We start from the raw sequence: 13,905 nt of genomic DNA, 5'->3' as shown, positions 1-13,905 counted from the left end.
TCCTCCTGAGATATGCGCACCCGTCCTCGTCGGGACGCATGAGACAGAACTGACTGGTACGTGCAAAAAATTTGGAATGGCCCGGAATCGGAACACCGGGGCACCCCGGCTCGTTGTCACGACGTGAGCACGACACCACCTGTTCTCGCCGCAGAGCTGGCGCAGGCGTGGGCCGATATTCAGCGGTACCACTCCGAGCTGCCTGACCTTGCCGCGCCCGAGTCCCTGATCGGAGAGTCCTCGTCCGCCTGCGGCGCCGAGCTCTCCTTCGAGCGACTGCTGCACGAGGCAGTCCACGGCATCGCCGCAGCCCGCGGAGTGCGTGACACTTCGCGGGCCGGCCGCTACCACAACCGCAGGTTCCTCGCGATCGCCGAGGAGATGGGGCTGGACCACACCGACGAGCCGCACGCGAGCAGCGGCTTCTCCCTGGTCTCGCTCAATCCAGAGGCGAAGAAGCGCTACCGCCCCACCATGGAACGCCTTCAGCGTGCGCTGAAGGCCCACACGGCCGCCACGGCCGCCGACACCAAGCGCAGCTTCCGCGGTCCGGCCGCCCGGCACGGGTCCTCCGGCGGCGGCGTCCGCGTCAAGGCCGTCTGCGACTGCGGGCGCAACGTGCGCGTGGTCCCGTCCGTGCTGGCTCAGGCCCCGATCGTGTGCGGAGGCTGCATGAAGCCCTTCCGCATCCCGGACGTGGCCATCGCGGTGGCCTCCTGACCCGGCGGATGCGTTCCGAAACCTCCCGGCCGAGCGTGCCGCGGGCGTGTGGCACAATGGACAGCTGTACTCGACAGTCGCATAGGACCCCTCTCTCCTCCGGCTGACGCGTCCATCGGGCACCCGAGTACCGCAACCCCACGTGGCATCTCATGTGCCCAACCACGTCAAGTTCAGGAGACACCACTCCAGTGGCAGTCAAGATCAAGCTCAAGCGCCTCGGCAAGATTCGCCAGCCGCACTACCGCATCGTCGTCGCCGATGCCCGTACCCGTCGGGACGGTCGCGCGATCGAAGAGATCGGTATCTACCACCCGACGTACAACCCGTCGCGCATCGAGGTCAACGCCGAGCGTGCGCAGTACTGGCTGTCTGTCGGCGCCCAGCCCACCGAGGCTGTGCTCGCCATCCTGAAGCTCACCGGTGACTGGCAGGCGCACAAGGGCCTTCCGGCCCCCGCGCCGCTGCTGCAGCCGGCGACGAAGGAGAACAAGCGTCGCTCCTTCGACGAGTTCGCCAAGGCCCTCGAGGGCATCGGCGAGGGCAAGGGCGAAGCCATTACCCAGAAGGCGAAGAAGGCCGACAAGAAGGCGGACGAGGCTGAGGCCGAGACCGCCGAGTCGACCGAGGCCTGAGCATGCTCGAGGAGGCTCTTGAGCACCTCGTGAAGGGCATCGTGGACAACCCCGACGAAGTGCAGGTCGCCTCGCGCAACCTGCGCCGCGGGCAGGTGCTGGAGGTCAGGGTCCACCCCGACGACCTCGGCAAGGTGATCGGCCGCAACGGCCGCACCGCACGTGCTCTGCGTACCGTCGTGGGCGCCATCGGCGGCCGGGGGATCCGCGTCGACCTCGTCGACGTGGACCAGGTCCGCTGAGAAGTTGATACACCGGCACGGGCCGGGGAGGGCGCTGGTTGCCCACCCCGGCCCGAGTCGTTTTTGCCCACGGGCAAGAGCGACCATTGATTGAGCAACCACGACGGAGAGGTACCACCTCCGCGAGAGCGGCGGCGGTTTAGCCGCAAGAAGGCGAGATATGCAGTGGAGCTGGTAGTTGCGCGGATCGGCCGCGCCCACGGGATCAAGGGTGAGGTCACCGTCGAGGTGCGGACCGACGAGCCGGAGCTGCGGCTCGGGCCCGGCGCCGTGCTCCGGACCGACCCCGCGTCGGCGGGCCCGCTGACGGTCGAGACCGGCCGGGTGCACAGCAGCAGGCTCATGCTGCGCTTCGCCGGGGTCAAGGACCGCACCGGCGCCGAGGCGCTGCGCAACGTCCTGCTCATCGCCGAGGTGGACCCGGCGGAGCTGCCGGCCGAGGATGACGAGTACTACGACCACCAGCTGATGGACCTCGACGTCGTCCTGGAGGACGGCACCGTGATCGGCCGGATCACCGAGATCTCCCACCTGCCCTCGCAGGACCTGTTCATCGTCGAGCGGCCGGACGGCACCGAGGTGATGATCCCCTTCGTCGAGGAGATCGTCGCCGAGATCGACCTCGAAGAGCAGCGCTGCGTCATCACCCCGCCGCCCGGGCTCATCGACGCGAGCGAGGCCGTCGTCGTCTCCACCCGGGACGAGGAAGCGGCGGAGTCGGAGTCGGACGGGGAAGACGCCTGATGCGTCTCGACGTCGTCACGATCTTCCCCGAGTACCTCGAACCGCTCAACGTCTCCCTCGTCGGCAAGGCGCGGGCGCGCGGCCAGCTCGACGTACACGTCCACGACCTGCGGGACTGGACGTACGACCGGCACAACACGGTGGACGACACCCCGTACGGCGGCGGTCCCGGCATGGTCATGAAGACCGAGCCGTGGGGCGAGGCCCTGGACGCGGCCCTGGCCGACGGCTACGAGGCGGGCGCGCACGGGCCCGTCATCGTCGTCCCCACCCCCAGCGGCCGGCCGTTCACCCAGGAACTGGCCGTCGAGCTCTCCGAACGCCCGTGGCTGATCTTCACCCCGGCCCGGTACGAGGGCATCGACCGCCGGGTCATGGACGAGTACGCCACGCGCCTCCCGGTCTACGAGGTGTCCATCGGCGACTACGTCCTGGCAGGCGGCGAGGCGGCCGTCCTGGTCGTCACCGAGGCCGTGGCCCGGCTGCTGCCCGGGGTGCTCGGCAACGCCGAATCCCACCGCGACGACTCCTTCGCGCCCGGGGACATGGCCAACCTGCTGGAGGGGCCCGTCTACACCAAGCCCCCGGAGTGGCGCGGCCACGGGATCCCGGACGTGCTGGTCAGCGGCCACCACGGCAAGATCGCCCGGTGGCGCCGCGACGAGGCCTTCCGTCGCACGGCGGCCAACCGCCCGGACCTGATCGAGCGCTGCGAGGCCTCGGCCTTCGACAAGAAGGACCGCGAGCTGCTGAGCATCCTCGGCTGGAAGCCGTCCCCCGACGGCCGATTTTGGCGCAGGCCCCAGCCCGTGGAAGAATAGGCGGCTGCTGTGTGCTCGCGTACGCCCCTGCCACAGGGGGACCGTCGTCCGCCGAGCCCCGCAGCTCCCGAATTCTCTCCGGAAACCCCGCATCGGCGGCCTGTGGCGTCATGCGAAGAAAGCAGACGAATCTCATGTCTCACCTGCTCGATGGCGTCAACGCCGCCACCCTGCGCTCGGACCTCCCGGCCTTCCGCCCGGGTGACACCGTCAACGTGCACGTCCGCGTGATCGAGGGCAGCCGCTCCCGTATCCAGCAGTTCAAGGGTGTCGTCATCCGCCGCCAGGGCGCCGGCGTCTCCGAGACCTTCACGGTCCGCAAGGTTTCCTTCAGCGTCGGCGTGGAGCGTACCTTCCCGGTCCACTCCCCGATCTTCGAGAAGATCGAGCTCGTCACCCGCGGTGACGTCCGTCGCGCCAAGCTGTACTTCCTCCGTGAGCTCCGCGGCAAGGCCGCGAAGATCAAGGAGAAGCGCGACCGCTGATCTGCTCCCGGCGTTCGGGGTGAGGCCGGATAGGCTCGCCCCCGATGGACACCGAAGCACCTCACACGCAGCGCGGCCACTCTTCCCCCGACGAGGGGGAGGGGCGGTCGCGTTTCGTGGTTTCCGGGGCCGGTCCTGCCCCGGGCGCGGAAGCGGACACGGACGCAGGCGCGGGCACGGGTCCGGGCTCGGACCCGGACCCGGACCCAGATTCCGGCAAGGGCGGCTGGCTGACCTGGCGGCGCGCCGGGCTGCTGGGGGTGGTCTGCACCGTCTTCCTGCTGCTCTTCAGCAATTTCGTGCTCCAGCCCTTCCTGATCCCGAGCCGCTCGATGGAGCCCACGCTCGAGGTCGGGGACCGGGTGCTGGTCAACAAGCTGGTCTACCGTTTCGAGGCCGGGCCGGAGCGCGGGGACCTCGTGGTCTTCGACGGCACGGGCTCCTTCGTACGCGAGGCCCCGGACGGGAATCCCCTCGGCGAAGCCCTGCACGGGGCGGCCTCGGCGCTCGGGCTGGCCGAGCCCTCGGACACCGACTTCGTGAAGCGGGTCGTGGGCGTGGGCGGCGACGACGTGGTGTGCGACGACAAGGGCCGGATCAAGGTCAACGGGGTCCTGCTGGACGAGCCGTACCTCTTTCCCGGTGACTCGGGATCGAAAGTTCCGTTCCGTGTCGTCGTGCCCCTTGGGAGCCTGTGGGTCATGGGTGATCATCGTTCCCAGTCCCGGGACTCCCGGGACCACCTGGGGGAGCCGGGCGGGGGGATGGTGCCGGTGGAGAAGGTGATCGGGCGGGCCGACTGGATCGGCTGGCCGCTGTCGCGCTGGGGAGAAGCGGGTTCCGCGGGCGGGGGCCGTGGGTAGCCGCGGGCGCCCGAAGGGCGACCGGTACGAGGGTGACGACCGGTACGAGGACGAGGAGCGGGTCGAGGGCGACGACCGGTACGAGGACGAGGACGACAACGGGTACGGGTCCGGGACCGAGGACGAGGACGCCGAGCCGGAGCCGGAGGCCCCGGCGGAGCCCGCGGAACCGGGCGGCCGGGCCGAACGACGTCGTCTCGCCCGACGGGTCCGGCGCAGACGGCGTACCCGCCGGGTGGGGGAGCTGCCCCTGCTCGTGGTGGTCGCCCTGTGCATCGCCCTGATCCTCAAGACCTTCCTCGTCCAGGCCTTCTTCATCCCGTCGGGCTCCATGGAGCAGACGATCCGGATCGGCGACCGGGTCCTGGTGGACAAGCTCACCCCGTGGTTCGGCTCCGAGGTCGAGCGCGGAGACGTGGTCGTGTTCAGGGACCCGGGAGGCTGGCTGGGCAGCGACGGCCTCCAGACCGCCGAGGACCCGGTGGGCGTCAAACAGATCAAGCAGGCCCTCACCTTCATCGGCCTGCTGCCCTCCGCGAACGAACAGGACCTGATCAAGCGGGTCATCGGCGTCGGCGGGGACACCGTGAAGTGCTGCGACGCCCGGGGCCGGGTCAGCGTCAACGGCTCACCGCTCGACGAGCCGTACGTGAACCCGGGCAACGCGCCCTCGGAGATCCGCTTCGAGGTGCAGGTGCCCGCCGGACGGATCTTCGTCATGGGCGACCACCGGGCGAATTCCGCCGACTCCCGCTACCACCTCGACGAGGCCTTCCACGGCACGATCGACGAGAAGGACGTGGTCGGCCAGGCCGTGGTGATCGCCTGGCCCTTCGGGCACTGGCGCCGGCTGGAACAGCCCGCCACCTTCCGCATGGTTCCCGACCAGGCGCGCGCCGGTCGCCGCGCGCCCCGCGGGCGCCGGGGCGGCTCCTCGTTCGCATAGTGTGTCCTTGGTCTCCCGCGCCTTCGGGAACTCCCGCTCGTTAGGGGAGGGGAGGGCCCGTGCCTCATCAGGTCCGGGCGTCGATTTCCGAACGAGGAGTGGATGTGGGGGACGTGGCGGTTGGTGCACGGTCCGGACGCGACGAGGGCGGCGAGGAGCCGAACGACTCCTCAGGGCCCGATGCCGTCGAGAACGACGGCGACGCGCAGGACGGCGCCGGAGCGCGCCCGCACCGGTCGTTCTGGAAGGAGCTGCCGCTCCTGGTCGGCATCGCCCTGCTGCTCGCTCTGCTGATCAAGACCTTCCTGGTGCAGGCGTTCTCGATCCCCTCCGACTCGATGCAGAACACCCTGCAGCGGGGCGACCGGGTGCTCGTGGACAAGCTGACGCCGTGGTTCGGATCGGAGCCCGAGCGCGGCGAGGTCGTGGTCTTCCACGACCCCTCGAACTGGCTGAGCGGTGAGGCCACCCCTGAGCCCAACATCGCGCAGAAGGCCCTCAGCTGGATCGGCCTCATGCCGTCCGCCGAGGAGAAGGACCTGATCAAGCGGACGATCGCCATCGGCGGTGACACGGTCGAGTGCAAGAAGGGGGGACCGGTCGTCGTCAACGGCAAGGAGCTCGACGAGCCGTACATCTTCCCGGGCAACACCCCGTGCGACGACTTCCCCTTCGGCCCGCTGACCGTGCCCAAGGACAAGATCTGGGTGATGGGCGACCACCGGCAGAACTCGCAGGACTCCCGCTACCACCAGCAGGACTCCACCCAGGGCTTCGTCCCCGTCAGCGATGTCGTCGGACGCGCCGTGGTGGTGGCCTGGCCGGTCACCCGCTGGTCCACCCTGCCGGTCCCGGACACCTACGACCAGCCGGGCATCGGCACGCAGACCAAGGCCACCGCGCTCGGTCTGGGCGCCGCCGGTCTGGCGCCGGTCGGGCTCGGCCCGGCCGCGCTCGGGTTCGCCGGCGCGGTGCCGGTCGTACTCTGGCGCAGGCGGAGGCTGACCGCAGGGCCTACCGGCAGGTAGGGTGCCGCCCAGGTCGACGATCTCCGAGTGTGGGGGCGCTTGCAATGGGCGGAACACGAGCAATACGAGCAGGTGACGGCGATGGCCGCGGTGCTCTCGGCAGCACGCTGTCGGGAATCGCCGTGGCCATCGGCTTTGTGCTCTTCCTGGGCGGGTTCGTGTGGGGAGCCGTCGTGTACCAGCCGTACACGGTGCCGACCGACTCGATGGTGCCGACGGTGCAGCCCGGGGACCGGGTGCTGGCGCAGCGCATCACCGGCGGTGAGGTGCACCGCGGGGACGTCGTGATCTTCAAGGACGAGCAGTGGAGCGATTCGCCGATGGTCAAGCGGGTCGTCGGCATCGGCGGGGACACGGTCAAGTGCTGCGGTGACGGCGGCCGGCTCACCGTGAACGGCAAGGAACTGGACGAGCCGTACATCGAGGTGGAGAAGCTCGACCTGGCGGGCGCTCCGGAGGGGTCCGCCTCCGGGACGCCGTTCGAGGTGACGGTGCCGGAGGGCAATCTCTTCCTGCTCGGCGACCGGCGCGGAGCCTCGCTGGACTCCCGGGCGCACCTGCAGGAGGCCGGACAGGGGACGGTGGCCCGCTCCGCGGTGAAGGGCCGCGTGGACGCCCTGGCGTGGCCCTCCATGTCGATGCTGGAGCGGCCCGGGACCTACGCCGCCCTGCCCGGCGGGACCTCCACAGCGGGGCCGCTGCTGCTCCAGGTGGCCGCGGTGGTGGCCGGAGCCGCCCTGGTGGTGCTCGGGGCCGCGTACGGGCCGGTCGTACGGGTTCTCGGGCGCGGGCGGAGGAGGGAGCGGGCGGATGTCCGCTGACGCGACGGCGGGGCCCGGGGCCGGGGCGGGTGCGGGCAGTCCGGGCGGCCCGGGTGGACCGGGCGGGCCGCGCAAGGTGGCCCGGGTGATCCTGCTGGACCCCGAGGACCGGATCCTGCTGATGCACGGCTTCGAGCCGGGAGACCCGGCGGACGACTGGTGGTTCACCCCGGGCGGCGGTCTGGAGGGGGCCGAGACCCGGGAGCAGGCCGCGCTCCGCGAGCTCGCGGAGGAGACCGGGATCACCGAGGTGGAACTGGGTCCGGTGCTGTGGCACCGCTACTGCTCGTTCCCCTTCGACGGGCGCCGCTGGGAGCAGGACGAGTGGTACTTCCTGGCCCGCACCACCCAGACGGCGACGGTGCTGGGAGGCCTCACCGAGCTGGAGCGCCGCAGCGTCTCGGGCACCAGATGGTGGACCTCCGAGGAACTGCTTGCGGCCCATGAGACGGTGTACCCGACCAGACTCGCAGAGCTGCTCCGCAGGCTGCTCGACGACGGTCCCCCGGGTGCGCCCGTGAACCTGGCCCCGGAAATCGTTTAGGGGCGCACGGGCCTGGCGCACAATAGGGGGACGCACGGCTGAAGGGGAACATGCCATGAGTGCCGAGGACCTCGAGAAGTACGAGACCGAGATGGAGCTGAAGCTCTATCGCGAGTACCGCGACGTCGTCGGGCTGTTCAAGTATGTGATCGAGACCGAACGCCGTTTCTACCTCACCAACGACTACGAGATGCAGGTGCACTCGGTACAGGGGGAGGTCTTTTTCGAGGTCTCGATGGCCGACGCGTGGGTCTGGGACATGTACAGACCGGCTCGCTTCGTCAAGCAGGTGCGGGTGCTGACCTTCAAGGACGTGAACATCGAGGAGCTCAACAAGAGCGATCTCGAACTTCCGGGCAGCTGACGCCGTCGCCAGGGCCGGTTCACCCGCCGGGGTGAGGCGGTTGTCCACATGCCCCCGGTTGTCCACCAAGATCCACTAGGTGGGCCGGGACGCGGGAACGTCGGTGCCGGAGGTGGTGCCGGATGAACGCGAAGGGCGTGGCACAGCAGGCATTGGGGCGGTACGGCGAGGACCTCGCGACGCGGCGGCTCACCGAGGCCGGGATGACCGTGATCGCGCGGAACTGGCGCTGTCGCGGCGGGGAGATCGACATCGTCGCCCGGGACGGGGACGCCCTCGTCGTGTGCGAGGTCAAGACCCGGCGGGCGGGGGAGTTCGAACATCCCATGGCCGCGCTGCGGCCCGCCAAGGCCGAGCGCTTGCGCAGGCTCGCCGGGCACTGGCTGGCCGACCAAGGGGGACCGCCCCCGGGCGGGGTGCGCATCGACCTCGTCGGCGTCCTGCTGCCGCGGCGCGGCGGGCCCGTGGTGGAGCACGTCAGGGGGGCGGCCTGATGGGGTTCGCACGAGCCTGTTCGGTGGCCCTCGTGGGCGTCGACGGCGTGGTGGTGGAGGTCCAGGCAGACCTGGAGCCCGGGGTCGCCACCTTCGCCCTGGTGGGGCTGCCCGACAAGACCCTGGTCGAGAGCCGGGACCGGGTCAGGGCGGCCGTGGTGAACTCGGGCGCCGCCTGGCCCCAGAAGAAGCTCACCGTCGGCCTCAGCCCGGCATCGGTCCCGAAGTCGGGCGCGGGCTTCGACCTCGCTGTTGCGGCCGCGGTGCTGGGCGCCGCCGAGGTGGTCGACCCCAAGGTGATCGCCGATCTCGTCCTCATCGGGGAGCTGGGACTGGACGGCCGGGTGCGTCCCGTCCGCGGGATCCTCCCCGCGGTGCTCGCCGCCGCCGAGGCCGGATACCGGCAGGTCGTCGTCCCGCAGCAGTGCGCGGCCGAGGCCATGCTCGTCCCGGACGTCTCGGTGCTCGGGGTGCGCAGCCTGCGGCAGCTGATCGCGGTGCTCACCGAGGGGGAGGTCCCCGAGGAGGATCCGCCGGATCCGTCCGGGCGCCCGGACCCGATGCTCGCCGGGCTGGTCGTCCCGGGCGCCGGACTCGGCACCGGGGTGTCCCGCGACGGCGACGGGCGGGACTTCCCCGATCTCGCCGACGTCGCCGGACAGCACGCGGCACGCCGGGCCCTGGAGGTGGCCGCCGCCGGGGGACACCACCTGTTCCTGAGCGGACCGCCCGGCGCGGGCAAGACGATGCTGGCCGAGCGGATCCCCTGGATCCTGCCCCCGCTCACCCGGCAGGACTCCCTGGAGGTCACGGCCGTCCACTCGGTCGCGGGAATCCTGCCCCCGGGCGAACCGCTCGTCGCCCGGGCCCCGTACTGCGCCCCGCACCACTCGGCGACCATGCAGTCCCTCGTCGGGGGCGGAGCCGGTGTGGCCAGGCCCGGGGCGGTGTCGCTGGCCCACCGGGGGGTGCTGTTCCTCGACGAGGCCGCGGAGTTCAGCACCAAGGCGCTGGACGCCCTGAGGCAGCCCCTCGAAGCGGGACACGTGGTCATCGCCCGGGCCGCCGGGGTGGTACGGCTGCCGGCCCGGTTCCTGATGGTGCTGGCCGCCAACCCCTGTCCCTGCGGGCGGCACACCCTGCACGGGACCGGATGCGACTGCCCGGCCTCGGTGGTCCGCCGCTACCAGGCCCGGCTGTCGGGGCCGCTGCTGGACCGGGTGGACCTGCGCGTCGAGGTCGAGCCGGTCACCCGCTCCGATCTGCTGGGGCGCGGTGGCCGGGGCGAAGCCACGGCGGTGGTCGCCGACCGGGTCCGGGAGGCCCGCGACCGGGCGGCGGCCCGGCTCGACGGCACGCCCTGGCGGCTCAACGCGGAGGTCCCGGGCCACGAGCTGCGGACCCGCTGGCCCGCCGCCCCGGGAGCACTGGCCCAGGCCGAACGGGACCTGGAGCGCGGACTGCTGACGGCGCGGGGGCTCGACCGGGTGCTGCGGGTCGCCTGGACGGTGGCCGACCTGAGGAGCCGGGACCGTCCCGACGCCCTGGACGTGGCGGTCGCCCTCGAACTGCGCACCGGAATCGCCCGCGGAGCCACGGCGCACCTGGGAGCCGCCTCATGACCGCCATGGCGACCCCGGCCGGGGAGCCCGGCCGGTCACCCGGGCCGGGACCCGGCCAGGCACCCCCGGCAGCCGGCCCGGAACCGCGGGCGGAACCCGACGGCGAGGTGCTCGCACGGGCCGCCCTCACCCGGGTCCTGGAGCCCGGGGAGGAGCACGGCGGGCGCTGGCTGCGGGTGCACGGGGCCGTCGGGCTGATACGGCTGCTGACCGGGCCGGAGCCCGAGCCCGGGGTGCTCACCGGGGTCGGCGGCGAGCGGCTCGCCGGATACCGCCGCCGGGCCGCGGCGGCCGATCCCCGGCGGGACCTGGCGGCCGCGGCCGAGACCGGGGGCCGGTTCCTGTGCCCCGGGTCGGCGGAGTGGCCGAGTCAGCTGGACGACCTCGGCGACGCCCGGCCCGTCGGGCTGTGGGTGCGGGGCAGCCCCGGCCTGCGGGCCTGGGCCCTGCGCTCCGTGGCGGTGGTCGGGGCCCGCGCGTGCACCCCGTACGGGGCACACATGGCCCAGAGCCTGGCCGGTGAACTCGCCGAGCGCGGCTGGGTGGTGGTCTCGGGCGCCGCCTACGGGATCGACGGCGCCGCCCACCGCGGGGCCCTCGCCGCCGGCGGGGCCACGGCCGCCGTGCTGGCCTGCGGGGTGGACGTGCCCTACCCGCGGGGGCACGCCGGACTGCTCGGCCGGATCGCCGCCCAGGGGCTGGTCATCGGAGAGCTGCCGCCCGGCAGCCATCCCACGCCGAGCCGGTTCGTCCTGCGCAACCGCGTCATCGCCGCCCTGACCCGGGGCACGGTCGTCGTGGAGGCGGCCCACCGCAGCGGATCCCTGGTCACCGCCCGGCGGGCCCAGGCCCTGGGGAGGATCACCATGGGCGTCCCGGGCCCGGCCACCAGCGGGCTCTCGGCCGGTGTGCACGAACTGCTGCGCGGTGAGGCCGCGCTGGTCACGGACGCGGCGGAGGTCATCGAGCTGGTCGGAGGGATGGGTGAGCTGGCCCCCGAGCGGCGGGGCCCCGTGATCGCCCGGGACCTGCTGGGCCCCGACGCGGTCCGGGTGCTGGACGCCCTCCCGGCGGGGCGCCCCGCCGACCTGGGGGAGCTGGCCCTCGCGGCGGGCACCGGCACTGATGAAGTCATCGGCAGACTGTACGAACTTCACTCTCTGGGGTTCGTCGAACGGCAGGGCGACGGCTGGCAGTTGACCTCGAAGCGGCCGAGAGGAGGCGCAGAAAGCGGAGTCGCCCGGCGAGGCGGTCGTTGACCTGGGGCGTTCCGGTGAAAGAGTGAAGCCGATGAGAGACGCGGTCTTCCCGGTGGCACCCGCCGGGACCGTGCGCCAGGCGCCGGTCCCGGGTCGCCCGCGCGAGTCGGGGCGCCCGTGCAGGCCTCCGCGATCCCGTACTCTTCGCGCACCGCGACACTTCCGTCACGCTACGCTCCCAAGGAATCCGGCTCCGGCAAAGGCGAAGCATGCCCCAGCACACCTCAGGGTCCGACCGCGCTGCGGTGCCCCCCGCTGCGCGCGGCAGCGAGCGGTCCACCGCGCCCTCGTCCCTGGAGGTGCTGTGGCGCTCGTACAAGGACTCGGGTGACGAGCGGCTGCGGGAGCAGCTGATCCTGCACTACTCGCCCCTCGTGAAGTACGTGGCGGGCCGGGTCAGCGTCGGCCTGCCGCCCAATGTGGAACAGGCCGATTTCGTCTCCTCCGGAGTCTTCGGACTGATCGACGCCATCGAGAAGTTCGACATCGAACGGTCCATCAAGTTCGAGACGTACGCGATCACCCGCATCCGCGGCGCGATGATCGACGAGCTGCGGGCGCTGGACTGGATCCCCCGCTCAGTGCGGCAGAAGGCGCGCGCCGTTGAGCGGGCCTACGCCACGCTGGAGGCCCAGCTGCGGCGCACCCCGACCGAACACGAGGTCGCCGGGGAGATGGGCATCGGCGTCGAGGATCTCCACGCCGTTTTCAGCCAGTTGTCGCTGGCCAACGTGGTCGCCCTGGAAGAGCTGCTGCACGTGGGCGGCGAGGGTGACCGGCTCTCCCTGATGGACACCCTGGAGGACACCGCCGCGGACAACCCGGTGGAGGTCGCGGAGGACCGGGAGTTGCGCCGGCTGCTGGCGCGGGCCATCAACACGCTGCCCGAACGGGAGAAGACGGTGGTGACGCTCTACTACTACGAGGGCCTCACGCTCGCCGAGATCGGCAATGTCCTCGGGGTCACCGAGAGTCGCGTCAGCCAGATCCACACCAAGTCGGTCCTGCAGCTCCGGGCGAAACTGGCGGACGTCGGGCGCTGAAGCGGGGTGCCGGGGCGCGGGGGCGGGGGCCGAGAGCGTGCGACGGCCTTGCGGGACGTCCGTAGAGTGGACGCGTGCCCAGGATTCGAGCGGCCTCCGTGGCCGAGCACCGGTCGATGCAGCGCGGCGCCCTGTTGGACGCCGCGCGTTCCCTGCTGTCCGAAGGGGGGACGGAAGCGCTGACCTTCCCCGCCCTCGCCGAGAGGACCGGCCTCGCCCGGTCCTCCGTGTACGAGTACTTCCGGTCCCGCGCGGCCGTCGTCGAAGAGCTGTGCGCGGTGGACTTCCCCGTGTGGGCCGCCGAGATCGAGGCGGCGATGTCCGAGGCGGAGGCGCCGGAGGCGAAGATCGAGGCGTACGTGCGCAGCCAGCTGGGGCTGGTGGGGGACAAGAGGCACCGGGCGGTCGTGGCGATCTCGGCGAGCGAGCTGGACGCCGGGGCGCGGGAGAAGATCCGCGCGGCGCACGGGAGCCTGATCGCGATGATCGTGGAGGCGCTGGCCGCGCTGGGGCAGGCGGAGCCGAGGCTCTCCGCGATGCTGCTCCAGGGCGTGGTGGACGCCGCCGTCCGGCGGATCGAGGCCGGCACGGGCGAGGACCCCGTCGTGGTCACGGACGCGGCGGTGGCCATGGCCCTGCGCGGCGTCGGGGGCTGACCCGGCCGGGCCCCGGGACTCGGGCGCCGGACTGCCGGAAGGCAGCAGGCGCGGGGTCGGGCGGGGGAGCAGGGTCAGGGGATTGAGGTAGGCCTCCCCGTGGAGGAGGCCCCAGTGGAGGCAGGGGCGGGTGCAGTGCGTGCCGTCCGTGAGGAGGGCCACCACCTGCCCCGTCGTGACCTCCGCTCCCTCCGCCACCAGCGGGCGGACCGGTTCGTAGGTCGTGCGCAGGCCGTTCGGCAGGGTCAGCGAGAGGACCCCGCGGCCGGCGACCGGGCCGGCGAAGTGGACGCGGCCCGGACCGACCGCGCGGACCTCCGCGCCCACCGGGGCCGCCAGGTCCACCCCGCGGTGCCCCGCCGCGTACGGGGTCGGGGGCGGGTCCCACCAGCGGACCACCGTCAGCGGGGACGGCAGCGGGCGGCCGCCCGTGGCCCCCGGAACGTGCGGCGGCCCCGGCGTGGCCCGGGCGGGGCCCAGGGTGAGGCCCAGGGCCAGGGCCAGGAGCAGGGTGAGCAGCAGCTTCGTCGGCTTCGGTAGTTTCGGTAGTTTCGCCATGGGGTGAGGGTTCCGCTCCGGGGCCGGTCCCGCCCGGGCCTGTGGACGGGCGGGGCGCTG

Annotated in this window: 17 protein-coding genes and 1 pseudogene; 17 read left to right on the top strand and 1 reads right to left on the bottom strand. The window is 72.2% G+C overall.

Translation table 11 applies throughout. The annotated features are described in order from the left end of the window. Window positions 1-123 precede the first annotated feature (123 nt). The 17 genes from ACFWNV_RS09285 to ACFWNV_RS09205 all read left to right on the top strand — a co-directional run bounded on the left by ACFWNV_RS09285 (window position 124) and on the right by ACFWNV_RS09205 (window position 13,287). Window positions 124-720, top strand: a complete 597-nt coding sequence (locus ACFWNV_RS09285; protein WP_383942892.1) for a hypothetical protein — start codon at window positions 124-126, stop codon at window positions 718-720. Between the two features lie 191 nt (window positions 721-911). After that, entirely contained in the window at window positions 912-1,355 is a 444-nt protein-coding gene (gene rpsP, locus ACFWNV_RS09280; protein WP_243337676.1) for a 30S ribosomal protein S16, read from the top strand. 2 nt (window positions 1,356-1,357) lie between these two features. Continuing rightward, complete coding sequence (locus ACFWNV_RS09275) at window positions 1,358-1,597, top strand: RNA-binding protein (RefSeq protein WP_030011889.1); 240 nt, start codon at window positions 1,358-1,360, stop codon at window positions 1,595-1,597. A gap of 165 nt (window positions 1,598-1,762) precedes the next feature. Continuing rightward, window positions 1,763-2,341: a ribosome maturation factor RimM gene (rimM, locus tag ACFWNV_RS09270; RefSeq protein WP_383942889.1), complete on the top strand. Its 579-nt coding sequence runs from the start codon at window positions 1,763-1,765 to the stop codon at window positions 2,339-2,341. Further along, complete coding sequence (trmD, locus tag ACFWNV_RS09265) at window positions 2,341-3,162, top strand: tRNA (guanosine(37)-N1)-methyltransferase TrmD (RefSeq protein WP_383942887.1); 822 nt, start codon at window positions 2,341-2,343, stop codon at window positions 3,160-3,162. The genes rimM and trmD overlap by 1 nt, the downstream gene beginning before the upstream one ends. Window positions 3,163-3,296: 134 nt before the next feature. Beyond that, window positions 3,297-3,647, top strand: coding sequence for a 50S ribosomal protein L19 (gene rplS / locus ACFWNV_RS09260; RefSeq protein WP_382980500.1), 351 nt, complete (start codon window positions 3,297-3,299; stop codon window positions 3,645-3,647). Window positions 3,648-3,691: 44 nt separating this feature from the next. Beyond that, the gene (gene lepB / locus ACFWNV_RS09255) at window positions 3,692-4,510 is read left to right on the top strand and encodes a signal peptidase I (RefSeq protein ID WP_383942883.1); all 819 of its coding nucleotides are present in this window, start codon (window positions 3,692-3,694) and stop codon (window positions 4,508-4,510) included. After that, on the top strand, window positions 4,503-5,456 hold the full coding sequence (gene lepB / locus ACFWNV_RS09250) for a signal peptidase I (RefSeq protein WP_383942880.1): 954 nt from the start codon (window positions 4,503-4,505) through the stop codon (window positions 5,454-5,456). The genes lepB (ACFWNV_RS09255) and lepB (ACFWNV_RS09250) overlap by 8 nt, the downstream gene beginning before the upstream one ends. 113 nt (window positions 5,457-5,569) lie before the next feature. Continuing rightward, window positions 5,570-6,484: a signal peptidase I gene (gene lepB / locus ACFWNV_RS09245; RefSeq protein ID WP_383942877.1), complete on the top strand. Its 915-nt coding sequence runs from the start codon at window positions 5,570-5,572 to the stop codon at window positions 6,482-6,484. A 44-nt stretch (window positions 6,485-6,528) separates the two neighbouring features. After that, entirely contained in the window at window positions 6,529-7,305 is a 777-nt protein-coding gene (lepB, locus tag ACFWNV_RS09240; protein ID WP_383942874.1) for a signal peptidase I, read from the top strand. After that, window positions 7,295-7,849 carry an NUDIX hydrolase gene (locus ACFWNV_RS09235; protein WP_383942871.1) on the top strand — a complete coding sequence of 185 codons (555 nt, stop codon included), beginning with the start codon at window positions 7,295-7,297 and terminating at the stop codon, window positions 7,847-7,849. The genes lepB (ACFWNV_RS09240) and ACFWNV_RS09235 overlap by 11 nt, the downstream gene beginning before the upstream one ends. 55 nt (window positions 7,850-7,904) lie before the next feature. Next, window positions 7,905-8,213: a DUF2469 domain-containing protein gene (locus ACFWNV_RS09230; protein ID WP_005311352.1), complete on the top strand. Its 309-nt coding sequence runs from the start codon at window positions 7,905-7,907 to the stop codon at window positions 8,211-8,213. A gap of 122 nt (window positions 8,214-8,335) precedes the next feature. Further along, the gene (locus ACFWNV_RS09225; RefSeq protein WP_383942868.1) at window positions 8,336-8,707 is read left to right on the top strand and encodes a YraN family protein; all 372 of its coding nucleotides are present in this window, start codon (window positions 8,336-8,338) and stop codon (window positions 8,705-8,707) included. Beyond that, window positions 8,707-10,329 carry a YifB family Mg chelatase-like AAA ATPase gene (locus ACFWNV_RS09220; RefSeq protein WP_383942865.1) on the top strand — a complete coding sequence of 541 codons (1,623 nt, stop codon included), beginning with the start codon at window positions 8,707-8,709 and terminating at the stop codon, window positions 10,327-10,329. Before ACFWNV_RS09225 ends, ACFWNV_RS09220 begins: the two co-directional genes overlap by 1 nt. A gap of 5 nt (window positions 10,330-10,334) precedes the next feature. Then, complete coding sequence (dprA, locus tag ACFWNV_RS09215; RefSeq protein WP_383942958.1) at window positions 10,335-11,588, top strand: DNA-processing protein DprA; 1,254 nt, start codon at window positions 10,335-10,337, stop codon at window positions 11,586-11,588. Window positions 11,589-11,797: 209 nt separating this feature from the next. Beyond that, window positions 11,798-12,631 carry an RNA polymerase sigma factor WhiG gene (gene whiG, locus ACFWNV_RS09210; protein ID WP_250743879.1) on the top strand — a complete coding sequence of 278 codons (834 nt, stop codon included), beginning with the start codon at window positions 11,798-11,800 and terminating at the stop codon, window positions 12,629-12,631. 98 nt (window positions 12,632-12,729) lie between these two features. Beyond that, window positions 12,730-13,287, top strand: coding sequence for a TetR/AcrR family transcriptional regulator (locus tag ACFWNV_RS09205; protein WP_383942954.1), 558 nt, complete (start codon window positions 12,730-12,732; stop codon window positions 13,285-13,287). 138 nt (window positions 13,288-13,425) lie between these two features. On the opposite strand, the pseudogene ACFWNV_RS09200 reads toward ACFWNV_RS09205, so the two are convergent. Further along, window positions 13,426-13,845: pseudogene (locus tag ACFWNV_RS09200) on the bottom strand (peptidoglycan DD-metalloendopeptidase family protein); the annotation flags it as partial. Window positions 13,846-13,905: the final 60 nt, after the last annotated feature.

It is taken from the genome of Streptomyces sp. NPDC058401 (genome assembly GCF_042722885.1).
In the GTDB taxonomy this organism is placed as follows: domain Bacteria; phylum Actinomycetota; class Actinomycetes; order Streptomycetales; family Streptomycetaceae; genus Streptomyces.
The sequence above is the reverse complement of the archived record's forward strand: the minus strand, read 5'-3'. Positions and strand labels throughout refer to the sequence as shown.

Bases quoted from the DNA above. Each gene is read 5' to 3' on its own strand.
- whiG (WP_250743879.1), top strand. From the start codon at position 11,798: ATGCCCCAGCACACCTCAGGGTCCGACCGCGCTGCGGTGCCCCCCGCT.
- ACFWNV_RS09225 (WP_383942868.1), top strand. From the start codon at position 8,336: ATGAACGCGAAGGGCGTGGCACAGCAGGCATTGGGGCGGTACGGCGAG.
- rplS (WP_382980500.1), top strand. From the start codon at position 3,297: ATGTCTCACCTGCTCGATGGCGTCAACGCCGCCACCCTGCGCTCGGAC.
- ACFWNV_RS09275 (WP_030011889.1), top strand. From the start codon at position 1,358: ATGCTCGAGGAGGCTCTTGAGCACCTCGTGAAGGGCATCGTGGACAAC.
- trmD (WP_383942887.1), top strand. From the start codon at position 2,341: ATGCGTCTCGACGTCGTCACGATCTTCCCCGAGTACCTCGAACCGCTC.
- ACFWNV_RS09235 (WP_383942871.1), top strand. From the start codon at position 7,295: ATGTCCGCTGACGCGACGGCGGGGCCCGGGGCCGGGGCGGGTGCGGGC.
- ACFWNV_RS09230 (WP_005311352.1), top strand. From the start codon at position 7,905: ATGAGTGCCGAGGACCTCGAGAAGTACGAGACCGAGATGGAGCTGAAG.
- ACFWNV_RS09220 (WP_383942865.1), top strand. From the start codon at position 8,707: ATGGGGTTCGCACGAGCCTGTTCGGTGGCCCTCGTGGGCGTCGACGGC.
- lepB (WP_383942874.1), top strand. From the start codon at position 6,529: ATGGGCGGAACACGAGCAATACGAGCAGGTGACGGCGATGGCCGCGGT.
- dprA (WP_383942958.1), top strand. From the start codon at position 10,335: ATGGCGACCCCGGCCGGGGAGCCCGGCCGGTCACCCGGGCCGGGACCC.
- lepB (WP_383942883.1), top strand. From the start codon at position 3,692: ATGGACACCGAAGCACCTCACACGCAGCGCGGCCACTCTTCCCCCGAC.